General features: G+C 47.8%; 13 protein-coding genes. 12 read left to right on the top strand and 1 reads right to left on the bottom strand.

Translation table 11 applies throughout. The annotated features are described in order from the left end of the window. The first annotated feature begins 27 nt into the window (after positions 1-27). The 8 genes from tagH to F566_RS0118760 all read left to right on the top strand — a co-directional run bounded on the left by tagH (position 28) and on the right by F566_RS0118760 (position 10,231). The gene (gene tagH, locus F566_RS0118795; protein WP_020408570.1) at positions 28-1,938 is read left to right on the top strand and encodes a type VI secretion system-associated FHA domain protein TagH; all 1,911 of its coding nucleotides are present in this window, start codon (positions 28-30) and stop codon (positions 1,936-1,938) included. Between the two features lie 254 nt (positions 1,939-2,192). After that, positions 2,193-2,672, top strand: a complete 480-nt coding sequence (gene tssJ, locus F566_RS0118790) for a type VI secretion system lipoprotein TssJ (RefSeq protein WP_020408568.1) — start codon at positions 2,193-2,195, stop codon at positions 2,670-2,672. 14 nt (positions 2,673-2,686) lie between these two features. Beyond that, positions 2,687-4,021: a type VI secretion system baseplate subunit TssK gene (tssK, locus tag F566_RS0118785; RefSeq protein ID WP_020408567.1), complete on the top strand. Its 1,335-nt coding sequence runs from the start codon at positions 2,687-2,689 to the stop codon at positions 4,019-4,021. A 4-nt stretch (positions 4,022-4,025) separates the two neighbouring features. Next, complete coding sequence (gene icmH / locus F566_RS0118780; protein WP_020408566.1) at positions 4,026-4,904, top strand: type IVB secretion system protein IcmH/DotU; 879 nt, start codon at positions 4,026-4,028, stop codon at positions 4,902-4,904. 96 nt (positions 4,905-5,000) lie between these two features. Beyond that, a complete protein-coding gene (tssM, locus tag F566_RS0118775) occupies positions 5,001-8,465 on the top strand; it encodes a type VI secretion system membrane subunit TssM (protein ID WP_020408565.1) in 3,465 nt (1,154 codons plus the stop codon). A 70-nt stretch (positions 8,466-8,535) separates the two neighbouring features. Further along, positions 8,536-9,231 (top strand): type VI secretion system-associated protein TagF, encoded by a 696-nt coding sequence (gene tagF, locus F566_RS0118770; RefSeq protein ID WP_020408564.1) that lies wholly within the window; start codon positions 8,536-8,538, stop codon positions 9,229-9,231. A gap of 27 nt (positions 9,232-9,258) precedes the next feature. Then, the gene (locus F566_RS0118765; RefSeq protein WP_020408563.1) at positions 9,259-9,981 is read left to right on the top strand and encodes a PP2C family protein-serine/threonine phosphatase; all 723 of its coding nucleotides are present in this window, start codon (positions 9,259-9,261) and stop codon (positions 9,979-9,981) included. 1 nt (position 9,982) lies between these two features. Continuing rightward, positions 9,983-10,231: a hypothetical protein gene (locus F566_RS0118760; protein ID WP_020408562.1), complete on the top strand. Its 249-nt coding sequence runs from the start codon at positions 9,983-9,985 to the stop codon at positions 10,229-10,231. A 320-nt stretch (positions 10,232-10,551) separates the two neighbouring features. Here F566_RS0118760 and F566_RS0118755 read toward each other — a convergent pair whose 3' ends face one another. Next, the gene (locus tag F566_RS0118755) at positions 10,552-11,040 is read right to left on the bottom strand and encodes an Hcp family type VI secretion system effector (protein WP_020408560.1); all 489 of its coding nucleotides are present in this window, start codon (positions 11,038-11,040) and stop codon (positions 10,552-10,554) included. Positions 11,041-12,104: 1,064 nt separating this feature from the next. On the opposite strand from F566_RS0118755, the gene F566_RS0118750 reads away from it, so the two are divergent. The 4 genes from F566_RS0118750 (at position 12,105) to F566_RS0118735 (ending at position 17,567) form a co-directional block, all read left to right on the top strand. Beyond that, positions 12,105-13,418 carry a tetratricopeptide repeat protein gene (locus tag F566_RS0118750; RefSeq protein ID WP_020408559.1) on the top strand — a complete coding sequence of 438 codons (1,314 nt, stop codon included), beginning with the start codon at positions 12,105-12,107 and terminating at the stop codon, positions 13,416-13,418. Between the two features lie 142 nt (positions 13,419-13,560). Beyond that, a complete protein-coding gene (locus tag F566_RS0118745; RefSeq protein ID WP_020408558.1) occupies positions 13,561-15,417 on the top strand; it encodes a serine/threonine-protein kinase in 1,857 nt (618 codons plus the stop codon). A gap of 14 nt (positions 15,418-15,431) precedes the next feature. After that, on the top strand, positions 15,432-16,442 hold the full coding sequence (locus tag F566_RS0118740) for a polysaccharide deacetylase family protein (protein WP_157496893.1): 1,011 nt from the start codon (positions 15,432-15,434) through the stop codon (positions 16,440-16,442). 90 nt (positions 16,443-16,532) lie between these two features. After that, positions 16,533-17,567: a hypothetical protein gene (locus F566_RS0118735; RefSeq protein ID WP_020408556.1), complete on the top strand. Its 1,035-nt coding sequence runs from the start codon at positions 16,533-16,535 to the stop codon at positions 17,565-17,567. Positions 17,568-17,606 lie beyond the last annotated feature (39 nt).

Raw genomic sequence — 17,606 nt, 5'->3', positions numbered from 1 at the left:
CAGCTGCATCATCGCGCAAGAAATATCATGCAAATCAAACTGAAAGTGGTTCAATGTCCCCCAGAGAGTGAAATGACCGGCAAAATGCTGACGGTCGACGAGTCCGGGGCGACTATCGGCAGGGCGGCAACAAACACTTTTGCCTTGCCTGATGTTAATCGTTACGTTTCTTCGTTACATGCGAAGATTCAGTTCACAGGGCAAAAGTTCGAGATCGTTGATCAGAGTACCAATGGTACCTTCCTGAACAACCTGAGCCAGGCTCTGGTGAAAGGGCAACCCACACCATTATCGAATGGCGACCAGATTTTAATGGGGCCCTTTGTACTGGAAGTGGTGACAGATCATGGTGCCCGTCAGGCTGGAAGCGACGCCGATACGACTTCGGTGAGTGCCACCCTAAGCGGCTATGATTCATTGAGTGTTACGCCTGAACCCGGTGCTGCTCTGGATGATCTGGACAAATGGCTGGAGCCAAGTGAGCCCAAAGCACCAGAGACACCTAAGCCGGTGATACCCGACAGTAAAGGTGCGGATGACAGTCTGATCAATGCTGACAAGGAGCTTGATCCCCTGGCCGCTCTTGGCAAGGGGGAGTCCAGTCCGATGTCCGATCTTGGTCTGGGTATTGATGCTGGTATCGGAGCACAGGACGCACCGGAGGGCAATTTGCCCGAGGGCGGATTTATGGACGGTGGCAGATTGGATGTTCCCGGAATCATACCTGATGATTGGGATAAATCATTGATACAATCAGCTTCGCCAAAACGTCCTGCCCGTCCGAATCCTAATACGGGGAAAGTACCCCAGAGACAGTCACCGGCCAAGCCAACGACTCCGCCTCCGCCACCTAAGCCGTCTGTGAAAGATGCCGGTTCTCTGCTGGATCTGGTGAATACGCCGGAGCATGAGTTATCCAACAGTCCTGAGCCTACACCAGTGGCGGATAACTTTTTTGAGGCTCCAGAGCAGCCAGAAGAAAATCCTAAGACATCAACGCCTCAACGTGATCCGCTGAGTGATAGCTTGCTGGAGGCAAAATTTGGAGCCGAGTTACCGGATGCTACGCCGATACCTGGCAAGAGTCCTTGGCGGCAGGAGCAAAGAGATGCGTCATTTCCGGGTGGCCGTGGACCAGGAGCGTCTCAGGAAATCCCCATTTCGGCCAAGTCTGATGAAGCGCAGAAGCCGAAACCCACGCAGCCTAAAGCTACGCCTTCTGAGGTGGAGGCAAGTCTGACTGACCTGCTAAATGAACCGGTTAAGCAGCCTGACGTGCCCAAGCCTTCTGCTACCCAGAAAGCGGTATCTGAGAAAGGGAAGTCTGAGTCAGTAAAAGCCAAGCCAGGAGTGACACCTGAGCAGGCCATGAATCTGGCGCAGGCTCTTGGACTGGCTGGAATGAATGACGAACAGCTGAAACAGTTGACACCTGTGGTGGCTGAAGTTGTCAAAGTGGCGGTTGAAGGTCTCATGCAGGCGTTGCGGGCTCGGCAGACGATTAAGAATGAATTCCGCATGAATCTGACCATGATTCAGGCAGCGGAGAATAATCCTCTGAAGTTTTCGTTGTCTCCCGAAGATGCTCTGGAAAATCTCTTTGCCAAGCAAGGGAAGGCCTATCTGTCCGCCATTGATTCGACAACGGAGGCATTTGCTGATATCTCAGATCATCAGTTGGCACTGTTCAATGGAATTCGTGGTGCTTATGACCAGTTGATGAATCACTTTAGTCCTGAAAGGCTGGAAAAAAGGTTTTCACGAGGGCGCGGGAAATCGCTTTTCGGTGGCGCGGGCAAAAACTGGGAAGCCTATCAGGATTACTATGAAGAGCTTAACGAGGACCCTGAAAAGACCTTTCGGAATTTGTTTGGGGAGACCTTCGCAGAACATTATGAAAGGAGTTTCAATGAATTGAAGGGAAAGCGCCGCAAATAACGCCTTATCAATAATGATATTCATAAGGCTTTTCGGCAAACCTGTTTTTATACTCTACGCTTATTCCTGACATCCGCCTTCAGGCCGGCGACGGCGGGTGTTTTAGTGGAGTATTTGTAAGTTTCGGCAGAAAGTTGGTTAACGAAAACGAATAGGATCGAAAGGCTTTTGATAGCTGCCCATTGCCGTATTTTGCGGTGAAGGACACTCATCGGGTCGGAGGTCCTGGTAATTCTTGTGGAGGTAAATTCGGCATGAAATGCCTTAAGCAAACGTTCTTTCCCATCTTTGCGGGCATGTTAATTGTTTTGATGGCGGGGTGTTCTACCGTCGGCGAAGTGGTGGGTCGCGACACGACGGTGACTCTTGATATTCGCTCTGCGACGGATATCAACCCCAATGAAGATGGGCGTGCGTCTCCCATTATTCTGAACTTTTATGCTTTGGAAAATGAAAGACAGTTTGAGCAGGAAGATTTTATTGCACTGTATCAGGATCCAGATTCCGTTTTGGGGCGTGACCTGATTTTTACCACCAAGTTCAAGGAATTTACCCCCGGAGAGGTTCGTACGGAGTCGCTGGTGATCGATGATCGTACTCGCTATATCGGGATCATGGCCGAGTTTATTCGCTATGAAGATGCCTCCACCAAAATCGTGATACCTGTAGATGCGCATACAGGGAACAAGTTTCGAGTGTTTATCGATCGCCTTAGCATGCGCTATGAAGATTAGTCCGGGGAAATTGCATGTCCTTTGAAAATCGCGTGGTCTGGACGGAGGGCATGTTTCTCCGTCCACAGCATTATCAGCAGCAAGACCGGTATCATGAAAGCCTGTTGGAGGCGAGAGTCCGTCCTCTGAGTATGTTTTACTGGGGGTTTGATGATCTTGAGATAGATACAGCCCTTTTAAAACTGGGTAAGTTTGCCATTAATCGGTGTCGTTGTATTTTTCCTGACGGGACTCCGGTCAATATTCCTGGTTATGAAGTCAACCTGGATATCCTGGAACCAGGCAAAGGCCTGCAAAATCAAACGGTTTACCTGTCTTTACCTGTGAAAAGGCAAGGAGCCAATGATACTCGGCTGGGTGACAATGCCCAGTCTTTGGTGCGTTTTGATGCTATGGAAATTGAGACATTTGACTCAACTTCCGAACATAGTGATAGCGCTAAAATTCAGGTGGGAAAACACAATCTTCGCCTGCTTCTTGAAAAAGAAGATCGAAGTGGCTTCACTACCTTACCAATTGCCAGAATCGTTGAAACCAGGGATGACGGCGAGATTATTCTGGATTCTGCATTTATTCCCCCGTTACTCGATGTTCGCAGCCACCCAAAACTCAGTGGTGTACTGAATGAAGTGGCAGGCAGTCTGAATCTGCGGGCCGAAGCACTGGCCGGACGGATCAGGGACAGTGGCCGACAGGGTACTTCTGAAATCGCTGATTTCATGATGTTACAAATGGCTAACCGAGTTGAACCCTGGTTGTTGCATCTGGCTCAGGTCAGGCCCATGCATCCGGTTGTTATGTATGGTGAGCTCCTGCAATTGGCGGGAGAGTTGGCTACTTTTACCAGTCAACAGAGAAGGCCACCTGAACTGCCTCAGTATGATCATGACAGTCCGGAAGTGTGCTTTAACCCGCTGCTGCAGCTATTGAATCAGTACATGAGCACTGTCAGTGAAACTTCGGCCGTCACTCTTGAGCTGGTAGAAAGAAAATACGGTATTCATGTTTCGCCTATCAAGGACCATTCGTTGGTCGACAAAGCGTCTTTTATTCTGGCAGTGAAAGCACACATGAAACCGGATCAACTGCGTTCAAGGTTCCCGAGTCAGGTGAAAATTGCTCCTGTGGAAAAAATTCGGGATCTGGTCAATGCACAGTTGCCGGGTATTGGGCTGCAGGTGCTTCCAGTAACACCGAGACAGATCCCCTATCATGCCGGTTTTACCTACTTCCAGTTGGACAGGGGAAGCGATTTTTGGCGCGAGTTGGCCAAGTCCAGTGGATTTGCTCTGCACATAGGGGCGGACTTCCCAGGGTTGGAAATGGAGTTCTGGGCAATCAGAGATTAATATCATGAGCAATGATTCCGATAAGACATTTTTTGGCGGACGTCCTGGGGGAGGAGATGATCGAACAGTCATCGTCCCCATACCTGGCGGTCGTCCTCAGCCTCAGTCCAGACCCGCGCCTGCTCAACCGCAACAGGCCGCGCCGTCACCGATGTCCATGCCTCAGGGGGGCGGGCAGGCAATGGATATTGATCAGGGGTTAAACCCACTGATTGCCAGTGCCACAGAATTGGTCGCCCTTCTAGGCGAAATTCGTCAGACTGTCCAAGTTCAGAACGCTAGTCAACTCCGTTCCCAAGTCGTTACAGCGATCAAAGGTTTTGAGAAAAAGGCACAGGCAAAGGGGGTTGCTGCGGATATTACGTTGTCTGCCCGCTACATCTTATGCGCAGCACTTGATGAGGCTGTCCTCAATACCCCGTGGGGTGCTGAGGTCGGCTGGGCCAGGGCGTCACTTCTGAGCACATTTCATAACGAAACATTTGGGGGGGAGAAGGTCTTCCTTATTCTGGATAGAGTGCAAGCTGCACCAGCCAAATATATTGACCTGATCGAACTGATATATGTCTGCCTCAGTCTCGGCTTTGAAGGGAAGTACAAGCTGGATCCGCGTGGTCGGGATCATTTGGAAACCATTCGCGACAATCTGTCCAGAATGATTCAGATGCAGAGAGGAGAATTTGAGCGTGAATTATCTCCACGTTGGATGGGGTCCTCGCAGCAGAAAAAACGCATTCTTGAGTTCATTCCCATTTGGGTGATCGCCTCTGTGGTGGCTGCTTTGCTCCTGGTGAGCTACAGCGGTTTCCGATATTGGCTGGAAACCGTAACTGATCCGCAGGAACAGCAGTTACTGGATTTTGCGGAAAAATATAAAGAATAGACCATAGACCCGTTTTGTTACTTATACGACGGTCTTGTGCAGTTTCAGGGGCGATTACCCGGAAGCTAACAGGTTAGGAATACATCAGAGGACAGTATGTCGCGCTTTTTTCGATGGCTCATTCATCCATTATTTCTTGCACTGGTAGGCGTGGTCGCCATTTCATTGGTGATTTGGTTCGGGGCGGATTACGTCAAATTCGGTGACCCGGCAGAGGCTCTGTCTTCCATGGGAAGGCTGGTTGTCATTCTGGCAGTGTGGATGATTGGACTGATTATCTTCATGGTCAAACTGCTGACGCAGCGTAAGAAGAATGATGCCATGGTAGAGGCTATACAAGAGGATACAGGGCCCTCAGCCTCTGACGAAGAAGCCCAGGTGATTACGGATCGCTTCAAGCAGGCCATGGGCATTTTGAAAACGGCTCGATTTGAGGGGCGGCAAGGACGGCGGTCGGTATATCAGTTGCCATGGTATGTCATTATTGGCCCTCCAGGTGCTGGTAAAACCACAGCGCTGGTGAACTCCGGGCTGCATTTTCCGTTAAAGGAAAAGCTTGGGATCCAGCAGATTGGTGGAATTGGCGGAACCCGTAATTGTGACTGGTGGTTTACAGACGAGGCGGTCATTATTGATACGGCTGGTCGATATACCACTCAAGACAGTGATGCGACACAAGATAAATCCGCCTGGAACAATTTCCTCGGGCTACTGCGTAAATACAGAACGCGTCGACCAATCAACGGTGTCATCCTGGCGGTCAGTGTTCAGGATTTGTTGTCTTCCAGTGAAGCAGAACGACAGCAGCATGCTGAGCGTATTCGTTTACGCCTGCAGGAGCTGCCAGAGCAATTCAGTGTTAAGTTCCCTATTTATATCCTCTTTACAAAAGCAGATCTTATTGCCGGCTTCAATGAATTCTTTGAAGACCTGACTAACTCCGAGAGGGAGCAAGTCTGGGGGATGACCTTTCCGTTTGCGGACAACCAAAATGCGTCGCAGACCGCCGATTACTTTATCCCTGAATTCGATGCACTTGTTCGCCGTTTGAACGATCGGGTGATTTGGCGCGCTCATCGCGAAAGGGATACAGCCAGACGTAGCAAAATACTCGGTTTCCCGGGACAGGTTGAGAATCTGAGAGGGGTGCTGGATAACTTTATAAAGTCAGTCTTCACCACCAGTCGATTTGAGAAGCAGTCAATTCTGCGCGGTGTTTATTTTACCAGTGGTACCCAGGAAGGCCGTCCTATTGATCGTATTCTGGCAAACCTGTCTTCCAACTATGGGATTAACTATAACGTCGCAGCTACGCCTCCGGGGTCAGGTAAGAGCTTCTTTATTCATCATTTAATGAAGTCTGTAGTATTTCCTGAGTCAGAACTCGCCACTCTTAATGTTGGCTACGAAAAGAAAGTCAGATGGGTTCGCCGTGTAGCATTTGCGTTAATGGCGCTAGTGTTTGCTGGTGCAGTAGGTGCGTGGACAACAAGTGTTCTGAGCTCTCAGGCATTGATGGAAGATGTTCAAGTTGCTCTTGATGAACATAGCCGCTTGGCAACGGAAACGCCTGAACCCCAGGAATTTGAGCAGGTGATTGCCATACTGCAGCCGCTACAGAATATCCGGGTGCTGTACCAAGAAAATAACCACCCTTGGATTAGCAGTCTGGGGTTATATGACTCTGGCGTTGTGTCCAAAACAGATATCACCTATGACCGGGCTTTGCGTCATTTCTTCAGGCCTATGGTTCAACGCCATCTGGAGGGAGTTCTGGTATCCGAGTCCAGTAACGATGCCCTGTATGATGCGCTGCGAGTATACCTGATGCTGGGAGACAGCAGCGTACGTGATATCGGGGAGGTTAAAGAGTGGTTTTCTAACTATTGGGCTGAAAAGCTCCCTGGACAGGCTGGGCAGCAGGATTTGTTGAAAGGGTATCTTAACCAGATGCTGGATGAGAAGTATACCAATCTGGCTCTCCGTGACACTCTGGTTGAGCGGACTCGGAGCAAGTTGAGAACGATTCCGATCGAGAAGCGAATTTACAAACAGATTCAGCGTCAACCGGAATATGCAGGCACGCTTAACCTCAGGGATGACTTAGGGGTTGATATGCGGGCGTTGTTTAATGTTACAGGTGATGTCGGGCGTGCATTGCAGGTACCTCTGTTATATACCAAGGCGGGATACAACAGTCTTGATCTTTCACCGGATTCCGATCTTGTTCAGAAATACTCCAGCGAGCAATGGATACTGGGAGCAGAAAACCAGGAAGATTTTTCTGATAAGGATGTTGAAAACATCGTTAACAAGATCAAGGCACTTTATTTCGCGGATTATATTCAGGCTTGGTCGCAGACTTTGTCTGCGCCAGAAATAGGCAACTTCAGTAATCTGCAGAAAGCAAGAGATGCGGTAGCTCTTAGTCTGGATCGAACGGAGTCGCCGATCAACGCGCTGTTGAATCGTGCCAGTAAGGAAACTCTGCTGACACCTAAACTTCCGGAAGTGGATGCTTCGGGAAGGGCGGGGGCTGTTTTGGATGCAGCAGGTTCCGCTCTGTCAGCACAACGCCAGCCGACACCGGTCGATGAGCACTTCAGGCCTCTGCACAAACTGGTAGAGGAGAAAGACCTGGAGCGTTACACAGAAAAACTGCAGGGGCTTTTTGACAAGTTGGAGGAAATTTCACTTGCTCCAAACTCAGGGGAGGCTTCCTTCAAATATGCTCGAGGCAGATTTGCTGGATCTGGAGAGGATCCAATCAAGGCGATGAGAATCACGGCGTCAAGGGCACCTTCCTATCTTAAGGGATGGCTAGAAACCATGGGTGACCAGAGCTGGAAAGTCATATTGGGGGGAGCCAAAGGGCATTTGAACTCAAGCTGGAATCGCGAGGTATACTCTCCTTTCCAGAAGACCCTCGCCAGAAGCTTTCCGTTCGCTTCCAAATCCAGTAGTGATGCTGCTTTGAGTGATTTCAGCAATTTCTTCAAGCCGGATGGTGTTGAGGAAAGTTTCGTCAAAGCCAATATCAGGCCTTTTGTTGATAGCAGGCTAAGACCTAAAGCAGTAGACGGTCGCACGATGGGGATTAGTAATTCTTCACTGAATCAGATCAGACAGGCGGCAGCACTGAGGCAGGTATTCTTTGGTGATAGTGGAGGAGATCCATCAATCACCTTCCAGGTTAAGCCGCATCGTCTTGATAACACTGTTCGCAGATTTGATCTGGAAGTTGGAACTCAAAGGTTGCGTTATACCCATGGTCCTCAATTACGTAAAACCATGCAGTGGCCCACCTATGATAAGCCTGGAGCCCGGATTGTATTTGAAGATCTGAATGAGACTCTTCACCAGACTGCTTATGACGGTGATTGGGGGCTGTTCCGTTTGCTGGAAGATAGTACGGTTGAAGGGGGCGGGTCAGCGCGTCTGTATCAGGTTGGAGTGGAAGTCGAACGGCGTAAAGCGCAGTTGGAGCTGCTGGCCTCCAGTACCTTGAATCCATTTTCTGCAGGATGGATCAAGCAATACCGGTGCCCGGAATCCTTGTGATGAGTTGTGATCAAAAAGTGGACGTGACTCTCATTGTTTACCAGTCAAGGGCCATAGAGGAGAGTAGGGTATGACCGAAACAAAGCTCGGGTATTTTGGGAAATTGCCCTGTACTGGTGATTTTGTGCAGTTCAATCTCCCAGGCTCAATGAGCTCTACTTGGGATAAATGGCTACAGAACAGTGTGCTGGCAAGTCAGCAGGCGTTGGGAGAGCATTGGCTGGATTTCTATCTGGTAGCTCCATGGTGGCGCTTTGTTTTGCTGCCTTCCATTGTGAATGAGCAGGCTTGGGTTGGTCTATGGTGCCCCAGTGTGGATAAAGTGGGGCGATATTTTCCGTTTACTTTGATGTATCCACTTGAACCACAGGTCGCTCCTTTGGATGTGATGCTGAAGAATGCTGTGTGGTATGAATCATTGGAAGCATTGGTGGGGCAGGTGCTCGATCAGGCTATCGATTTTGATGAGTTCAGGCAGGCATTTATTGAGCTGCCGCAGCCTGATATAGACAGCCCACGAATTGGGGGGCTCGACGCTCTAAGCCTTGATGTTCCCATGACTGCGGCGGGTCCTTTTCAGGTCACGAGTGCACTGACATCCGAGCTTCTTCATCAGGCTGGAGCGAAATATAGTTTTTGGTGGACCGAGGGTTCAACCTGGGTAAGGCCTAAATTAATCAGTAGTAACCTGTTGCCAAAGTATCAAAGCTTTACTGCCTTTATCGATGGAAAATGGCAGCAATGGGGCTGGCAAGGTCTGTATTAGATAAAATAAGAAAGGCGCTTTATTCTGGTGAATGCTTTTACCTGCAAATCCGAACTTCGAACCCATCAGGGAAATGTCAGAACACATAATGAAGATTCTCTGGCGGCTCGTGATGAGGATGGTTTATGGGTCGTTGCTGACGGCATGGGAGGACATCATGCCGGCGATTACGCGAGCCAGAAAATCACATCAACCCTAAAAAATGCAAACCTGAGGGCCTATCTGGTAGATGTGGTTGAACAGGTTGAAGATAGCCTTTTTCGTTTGAATAACGAGCTTATTGGTTATGGGCAGGAAAAGTTTAATGGCAATAAAGTTGGCTCGACAGTTGCGTGCCTGGTTATCAGGTATGGGGTGGCTGTTGCCATTTGGGCAGGGGATTCTCGCATTTATCTGCTGAGAAACAACAAGCTCTATCGAATGAGTCATGATCACAGTAAAGTTCAGGAAATGATGGATGTCGGGCACCTGACTAAAGAGCAGGCAGAGCAAAGTCGTTTCAAGAATATGTTAACAAGAGCTGTGGGTGTTCATGATGAATTGTTTGTGGACATTAATGCGTTTACTGTAAAGCCCAAAGATCGTTTTCTGATCTGTACTGATGGTTTGTACAATGAAGTTAACGAAGCAAGAATACAGCAGCTTATTCATCAGTCAAAAATCCAGAAATCTTCTGACCGTCTTCTTAGTGAGGCTCTGTCAGGAGAGGCCCGAGACAACGTAAGTTTTATTCTTGTTGAGGTGCAGTAATATGTCTGCCGCGAAGTACAATGATAAGTTGATGGCTTTAAACCAGAAACAGCTGGACGAAGATGTCACTCGCAGTGATATTCGTCGTCAGCGTCGGCAGGTATTGGAGGCGGTCCTCGACGATCGTGAAAACTATAGCTATAAAGGGAAAGATGGGAAACCCCGGAGTATGGTAATGGGGTTGATTCTGTTTTCTGTTGTTGGCGTTGTTGCGGCAAGTTACTTACTGTACCTGCTTTCTATTGAATAATTCCTCTTTTCGCGCCTCTATCCTTCCTGTTTGATCCAATCCTAAATATTCCCTGATAATAAATTGGTTCTGCCGTGATGGTATGCCTTATTACCAGATTGCCAAAATAATCTGGCAAGGGGGGTATGGCGATTTCTCAAGGGAGACGCTGCAATTGCCTTTGTTGGATGTTTAAAAATTGGCGAGGTATGAAAGCAAGTGGTGGGGAAGGACTAATGAAAATATTAAGCGGCGAAAAGAGTGAGGGGGGGGAGAATTTGGGGCAATAAAAAAGGGAGAATTTCTTCTCCCCTTTTTTAGTTAGCCGTGTGGCTGACCAATTAAAGCTTCTTGCCAGCTTCCAGGTCGTAACCAACACGCTCTGGAGTAGCACCTTTGTTAGCACGGTCCGCAGCAGTGTAAGCCATTACTACTTTAGCGAAGCTCAGAGAGATTGCTTCACTAGGAGCAGAGTCGGCACCGGCAGATACAGAGTAGCTGCTAATCATTACGTCTTCCAGTTCGTAGGAAACGTATTTTTCGATCTTGTCTGCTGCAGTACGAACAACGTCGATTTGTACTTTAACGCCAGCGTCGCCAGTCAGAGATTCTTTGAACAGACCTGAAGAAGCGGTGTCCATCAGCTTGGAAACAGCTACTTCGCTGATGCTTGGACGGGTAGCTTCACGGTTAGACATGTGACCAGCTTCCATAGTGATGTGGCGTCCAACGCCGAACTGGAAGCTGTCAAGACGAATCCAGTCTTTGTAACCTTCAGCGGTTACATTACCTTTAACTTTCAGCCCGTTGTAGTTCATGTAAATTGCCATGGTGTATCTTCCTTCTGTTGTGTCAGTTTGACAGTTTAACTTGGTGTCACTTACTAAAGCGGTAATGCATTTATAAACCCGTCAAAAAAAGATAATCTTTTTTTCGACATTCTTTCCTTCCTTGTAGTCGATTGATTTTAAGGGGAAAGTTCCTTGATGCCGGCCCCTGATTATAGATAAATCCATTTTTGTCGCACCAAAAAATACGGTGGTGTATTTCATGGATGTACGGCTGGTACAGGTACACAGGTGGACAAACAGGGGTAATCGGCGACAGTAAGTATGGTAAGAGACGATCAATCCATCAAGTCTGAAAGTGAGAACCTTTCTGTATTGTAATTGCTTGTCTGCTTTCTTCGTAAAAATAGGCACCCGCTTGTTTGGAACTATCCGTATTCGATTTCGTCAACTAAATGCCAATAGCGGGGTAGTGCGACCCTGGTTATTTGCTGGAACGAAGATCTGGTTGCGACTGATTGGTTTGAATAATGTAGGATGCAACTTTAAGGATAATCCGAAAGGTATAGGCTGTTCTTCGAATTGATCATTTATTGCTACAAGTTATAATTTTTTCGCTTTTCCCTTATAGGGTATTCCCTAGGTTGGTTGAAGCTGCAAGCTTTAGGGGGCTCGATAGAAAGTGCTTGAGGGCGGTCTGTCTGGATTTGCATTGGTTCCGCCAGAATTAGGAATGTTTTATGATGGCGTTCAAAAAATGTACTTATGTCGTTGGTGCTATATCGGAAATTAGACGACAGTGCTGTTGTTAACCCGCCTTTGTCGAGATTCGTATTTTTCCAGTCTTTAGACTGCTGAATTAAATGCCGGAGCTGGGAAATACAGGGAGCAGGCCTAATTGAAAAGGGCCTTGTCAATTAAGAGGAAGACTTTTATAAACATCATATTCGACTACCTGTCCATGCCTGTCCAAAGTACATTTCTTTGGTAGCGGTAGTTGATGTCATAAAGTGGAATTAAAGTCGCACGAGTGTCTGTTTTAAGGGTGATCCCGGAAGCTGGACTGTAGTGAGAGATAGTATTATTAAAGGAAGGAGTAGAAGAGGATGGTACTCATAACTGAAAGGCAAGGGAGAAAATTTTCCCGGTTGGTCGTTTCCGGATTGGTCTCTTTAGGGTTGGTCGCTGTACTCTCTGGGTGTCAGCAACAGCAAACAAAACCTGAAGAAGAGCTAAATATCCCGACTCAGGAATCCGAGGCAGACCTGAATAAGGAGCCCGCGTATCTTCCCAAGGCCGGGCTGACTTCCAAGCAACGGTTCAGATATGCGCTTAAAAAGCTAAATGCTAATAAAGTGGACGAGGCATTGGTTGAGTTGGAAGCCTACCAGTCAGAAAAGCCAAATGACTCCAGGGCAACTCGTATAATCAAGCAGATTAAGACGCCAGTAGAAGAGTTGTATCCGGCAGAATCTTTTCCTATTCAATTGAAATGGGGGCAGACACTTTCAACACTTTCCCGTGATTACTTAGGAGATGTGTACGGGTTTTACGGGCTTGCGAAGTATAATGGCATTCCGGTTTCCAGCAAGTTGATCGTCGGGCAATCAATTAATATTCCTGCGACAGACAGAGCAATTAAAGCAAAGAAACAGGCGGCAGAGCGAGCAAAGGCGGAAACTGAAGCTGTTGAAGAAATTGTAGAGCCCGTACCTGAAGATATCGCGGACATGGAAGAAAGTGCGGCAGTGGATATGGAAGATCAGGCAGTCGGCACTAATGAAGAGGTTGTTGTACAGGAAGATGCTGTAAAAGAGCAGGTTGTTGACGCTGCTGTCGATGAGAGTGTTTCTGAAAGCAATGCCGAAGTTACCGAAACCGGGACCGCTAAGGTTGAACAGCTTTCGGGTTCATCGAGTGCAGCATTAATCAATTCTGATACTGTTCGACAGGCCATTGCTGATGAAGACTACGTCGCTGCGGCAGAGGCTATCCATCAGTTACGTTCGGACAACTCACTTCCTGAAGATTTAAGCAGCGAAGTGCCATCCATATATCAGCGTGTGGCTAACGAGCTTGAGAGCGACGATCCTGCATTAGCGGCGAGATATCACTATGAGATTGGTAATATCCTGTCGAGTCGGGGGGATTTGGATGCAGCCCTGCCAGCTTATGTTCGTAGTGTGGGCTTGGATGAGTCTAACGAAGAGGCTCAAAGAGCGGCTGAAGAGCTGAAGGCTCAACTCGCAGCCAAATACCACCGAATGGCTACCAATGCCTACAGAAAGCAGGAACTCGATGAAGCTATTTCCCTGTGGGAATACGTTCTGGATATCGATCCTGAACACAGCGCGGCTAAAGCCTATCTGGTTCAGGCGAATGAGCTGAAAGGCAAGTTGTCTAAAATAAAGGATCAGTAAACTGTGGCATTGTGATCCCTTAAGGGGGTGAAGTGAGACTTGCCGCATCTTTCGTTAATTCGTAGTTAAAATCCAAGTCTGTTTTTCAGAGATTTTAGATATTATCCGAAAGTAGCCACACGCTATCAGAGAAGGGAATGTTATGGACTTAGTGGGCAAAAAGTTAGGACGTTACCGAGTGGAATCAGCCCTTGGCAGCGGTGCCATGGCAGATGTATATCTTGCTTTTGATGTTGAAATCAATCGCCATGTGGCAATCAAAGTACTTAAGCGGGATATTTGGTTAACCGAGAAATTTACGGCACGTTTTCTCAGTGAGGCCAAAGCGGCGGGCATTCTATCTCACTCCAATATTGTCACGATCTATGACGTCGGCAGGGTCGAAGAGGTTCCTTACATCGTTATGGAGTTGGTGGATGGGGAAACGCTCGGTAAGAAGCTGAACAGGGGAGAGCGTTTTACCACCAAGCAGGTTATCCGACTGATGCTTCAGCTGGCAAATGCGTTGGATTACGCGCATGGCAAGGGCATTGTGCATCGTGATGTAAAACCGGACAACATTCTGTTTATGCCTGACGGTGAAACTGTAAAACTTGCTGATTTCGGTATTGCTCACAGGGATGACAGTAGTGAAACCCAGGTGGGAACCATACTGGGGACACCAAGATATATGTCGCCCGAACAGGCATGCGGTGAATCTTTGGACGGCCGCTCTGATCTTTTTTCTCTTGGCGTGGTCATGTATGAGTTATTGACTGGTCAGAAAGCTTTCAAGGCAGATTCAATGGGAACGGTTGTGGCTGAAATTATTAGCAAACAGCCTGAATATCTCAAGAAAATGCCCGAGGGTATGCCTCGAGGGCTGCATAATATTCTGCGGCGCCTGCTGGAAAAGAAACCCGGTAAACGTTTTAACAGCGGGCGGGAGCTCGTAGATGCTCTGCATTGGGAGCTGGATGCTCTTATCGATCAGGAAGAAAAAACCAAGCAACGTTATATGCCATTGCATATTAAGTGGACTGCCATTATGGGCGGTATTGTTGCGGTGGTTCTGACGGTCAGTATTCTGATAGTAAACAGAATACAAAACCAGGTCTTGATCGAGCAATCGGTTGATGGGGGCGTTTCTCTAGCGAAATTTATTGCATCGGAAAGTGCGATACCGGTTCTTGGAGAGGACTGGAATACCGTTGAAGCCCTGGTAAAGGATGCCGGCGAGAGAAATACTTTTGAATATCTGCTTTTGCTGGATCAAAACAAGGAAGTGCGTGCAACGACTGATCAGGCAATGCTGGGTAAAGGTTTGCCTGCATCTACAGGTGAGGTGATCTATCAGCAGGACAAAGTCGTTGTTACCAGTATTGCTGCAGAAGAAGGCGGTGCAGTTTTTGATTTTGAAGCACCAATTTTCTTTGGAGATACCTCTGTTGGTTACATTCATCTCGGTTTGAAGCAGGACAGGTTGGAAGAGGTTATTGATATTACGACCTATCTTCTGATTTCTGTGGGACTGATCGCGCTTTTGTCGGTTGTCTTCATTTTCTATGGATTTGGTCGGCGCATGGGAATGCGAGTTCGCCTGCTTAAAAATGCGATGACAGGTTTGGCGGAAGGGCATTTTAACCGGCGTATCCATCAGGAGCAGAATGATGAAATTGGTGATCTCTGTCATAGCTTTAATGATATGGCGGCCAAATTTCAGGAGCTGCTGCAGCCGGAATGTGAGCACGAGTCTGAAGATGTCCACCACGAGTCGCCGATAAGTGAATCAAACGAAGAGCATCACATCCACTCTGATGCCACCGTCATAGCTTCTGATCTGCTTGAAAAGCCTGATTCTGAGGGAGTTGATGAGGCTCAGGATGAAGTGGGTGATAAAACCATGCTCAGTCCCATGGAGGGTGATTTCTTCCCGGATCGTTCGGGAATTGATATTGATATGGCTAAATACAAGCCCAAGCCAAAGAAAGACAAAGAGATCAAAGAAGCCAACGACTGAAGGTGGAAGGCGTTGTGTTGAAAAGGATGTTAAAAGCCCTGGTCATTGCTCTCGTGGGAGTAATGATCGTGGGTTGTCAGTCGAGAATTCCAGGCATATCCATGCCGATCAATACCCTTGAGGTATATGACTATAGCCGGGATTATCTGATTATCAAATCGCAAGAAAAAGATAGTTTTGAAGCTATTTCCGCGCGCTATTACGGAGATGCATCGCAGTCATTTCGAATAAAAGAGCTTAATCCAACCTTAGAGGCAGAGGGTGAGCAGCTTGTAGTATTGCCTCTAAGGAATATTAATCCAACTGGGGTATACCCTGGTTACTACAAGACCATTCCGATCTTGTGTTATCACCAGTTTACGGAGGCTTCCTCGTCTTCGCATCCTCTGGTTCTGCGCGAGAGAAAGTTTCGCCGTCAAATGCAGTATCTCAAAGATAACGGATATCAGGTGTTGGGACTGGATGATCTGGATGACTACTTTACCGGTAAAAAGCCAATTCCCGATAAGTCAGTAGTGTTAACCATCGATGACGGGTACCGAAGTATCTACGACGTGGCGTATCCGGTACTTAAAGAGTTTGGCTATCCTGCGACGGTATTCTTATATACAGACTTTGTTGGAGGTGGGGCGGCTCTTTCCTGGAATCAAATCAAAGAACTTCAATCCAGTGATTTGATTACCTTCCAGCCTCACTCCAAATCCCACACTTCTTTAGCAACGTTGGATGATCCTGATCAAGCTAAAGTTGACTTTATTCGAGCTGAAGTGGCTGAGCCAAAGGCGGTTCTGCAAAGCAGAATTGGTGTTTCATCGCGCCACTTTGCCTATCCCTATGGCGACAGTAGTCTAACGGCTGTCAGTGTACTTGAAGAAGAAGGCTACCAACGTGCCTACACCGTCCAGGCAGGTGGAAATCCGACATTCTCGGACCCGATGAGAATGCGGCGTGCCATGATTTACGACTCTGATTCGCTCTCGATATTCAAACTCAAACTCACCACCAGGGAAAAATTCAGGCAGTGATACATGCAGTTCAGTCAGTGCAAAGCTTTAATATTTATTGCGAATTTATCGAGTTGTAATTCTGTCCCATCGAGGGAGCGCCTCGTTGCTATGGGTGCTAATGTTTGGAAGAAAGTCCGATCGGCTCAAGTCAGGATTTTGAGCGGTATTTTTCTGTTCGCCGCCATGTTGCTGGCAGGTTGTAGTCAGGCACCTGTTTCACCGGCAAGTGATTCCAGTGTCCGGGAGTTTTCCCGGTATCACCATCAGATGGCACAACGGTATATTGATTCGGGAAGCTATTTTCAGGCGCTTCAACATGTGGAAATGCTGGCAATAGTGGAGCCCTATAACAGTAGCTATCAAAAGAATATTGAAGCATTACGCAGCAGGATAAAGAAGAAAAAACAGCAGTTGGTGGCACAAAGCGAAGCTTCCCGAGCTAAGGGCGACGATCAATCAGCCTATTATGCCCTGCTTCAGGCCCTCAGTCTTGACCCGGAAGATGCATCACTGTTGCCTCCGCTTCAGCAACATTATGCCTACACCCTTCGTGGTGAACAGGAAAGAAAGCAGGCTAATTATGTCGCTAAATCAAAACCTGTAGAGAATAAGGTCAAGACCTCCAAGTCAGGGAGGAGTGGTGGTGAAGGCCGGGGGAGGGTTGAGCGGGCTTCATTAACTAAGCTAAATACAAGTGAATCTGCAGACCCACTTAAGAAGCTTCGGGAACTCTTGAAGCAAGAAAGCTACAGGGAGCTGATTTCAGAGGTGGAAGCATCCACTGGTTCAGTGAAATCAAATGCAAAGGTGAAAGAGTGGTTGGCAATGTCACATCTAGCGTTGGCAAAAGAAGAGTTTAAGGCCAATCGTCTGGATGCCGCGACTTGGCAGATTGATAAGGCCCAAAACTATATGTCGCTTTCCGGCCGTTTAAAAGGAGAGCTTAAAGAAGTTTGTCGAAGTATCGCGCTGGCCTTATTGGAAGAGGGGAAAGGATTGTTGCGCACTGATCTTGAAAAGGCTGTTGATGTACTGGAGAAAGCCAAAAAGCTCGATGAACAAGATGGCGGTATTCAGCTGGCTTTGGAGAGGGCATACCGTCTGAAAGGGAATTTGGACAGAATAAAAGGGAATTCAGAATAGAGGATTGAGTCTGACTCTTTCATACTGTTAGTCTGCTAA

It is taken from the genome of Hahella ganghwensis DSM 17046, assembly GCF_000376785.1.
Taxonomy (GTDB): Bacteria; Pseudomonadota; Gammaproteobacteria; order Pseudomonadales; family Oleiphilaceae; genus Hahella; species Hahella ganghwensis.
The sequence above is the reverse complement of the archived record's forward strand: the minus strand, read 5'-3'. Positions and strand labels throughout refer to the sequence as shown.

Excerpts from the sequence above, each read along its gene's own strand:
- tagF (WP_020408564.1), top strand. The coding sequence starts at position 8,536 with ATGACCGAAACAAAGCTCGGGTATTTTGGGAAATTGCCCTGTACTGGT.
- tssK (WP_020408567.1), top strand. The coding sequence starts at position 2,687 with ATGTCCTTTGAAAATCGCGTGGTCTGGACGGAGGGCATGTTTCTCCGT.
- tssM (WP_020408565.1), top strand. The coding sequence starts at position 5,001 with ATGTCGCGCTTTTTTCGATGGCTCATTCATCCATTATTTCTTGCACTG.
- F566_RS0118760 (WP_020408562.1), top strand. The coding sequence starts at position 9,983 with ATGTCTGCCGCGAAGTACAATGATAAGTTGATGGCTTTAAACCAGAAA.
- F566_RS0118755 (WP_020408560.1), bottom strand. The coding sequence starts at position 11,040 with ATGGCAATTTACATGAACTACAACGGGCTGAAAGTTAAAGGTAATGTA.
- F566_RS0118750 (WP_020408559.1), top strand. The coding sequence starts at position 12,105 with ATGGTACTCATAACTGAAAGGCAAGGGAGAAAATTTTCCCGGTTGGTC.
- tagH (WP_020408570.1), top strand. The coding sequence starts at position 28 with ATGCAAATCAAACTGAAAGTGGTTCAATGTCCCCCAGAGAGTGAAATG.
- icmH (WP_020408566.1), top strand. The coding sequence starts at position 4,026 with ATGAGCAATGATTCCGATAAGACATTTTTTGGCGGACGTCCTGGGGGA.
- F566_RS0118745 (WP_020408558.1), top strand. The coding sequence starts at position 13,561 with ATGGACTTAGTGGGCAAAAAGTTAGGACGTTACCGAGTGGAATCAGCC.
- tssJ (WP_020408568.1), top strand. The coding sequence starts at position 2,193 with ATGAAATGCCTTAAGCAAACGTTCTTTCCCATCTTTGCGGGCATGTTA.
- F566_RS0118735 (WP_020408556.1), top strand. The coding sequence starts at position 16,533 with ATGGGTGCTAATGTTTGGAAGAAAGTCCGATCGGCTCAAGTCAGGATT.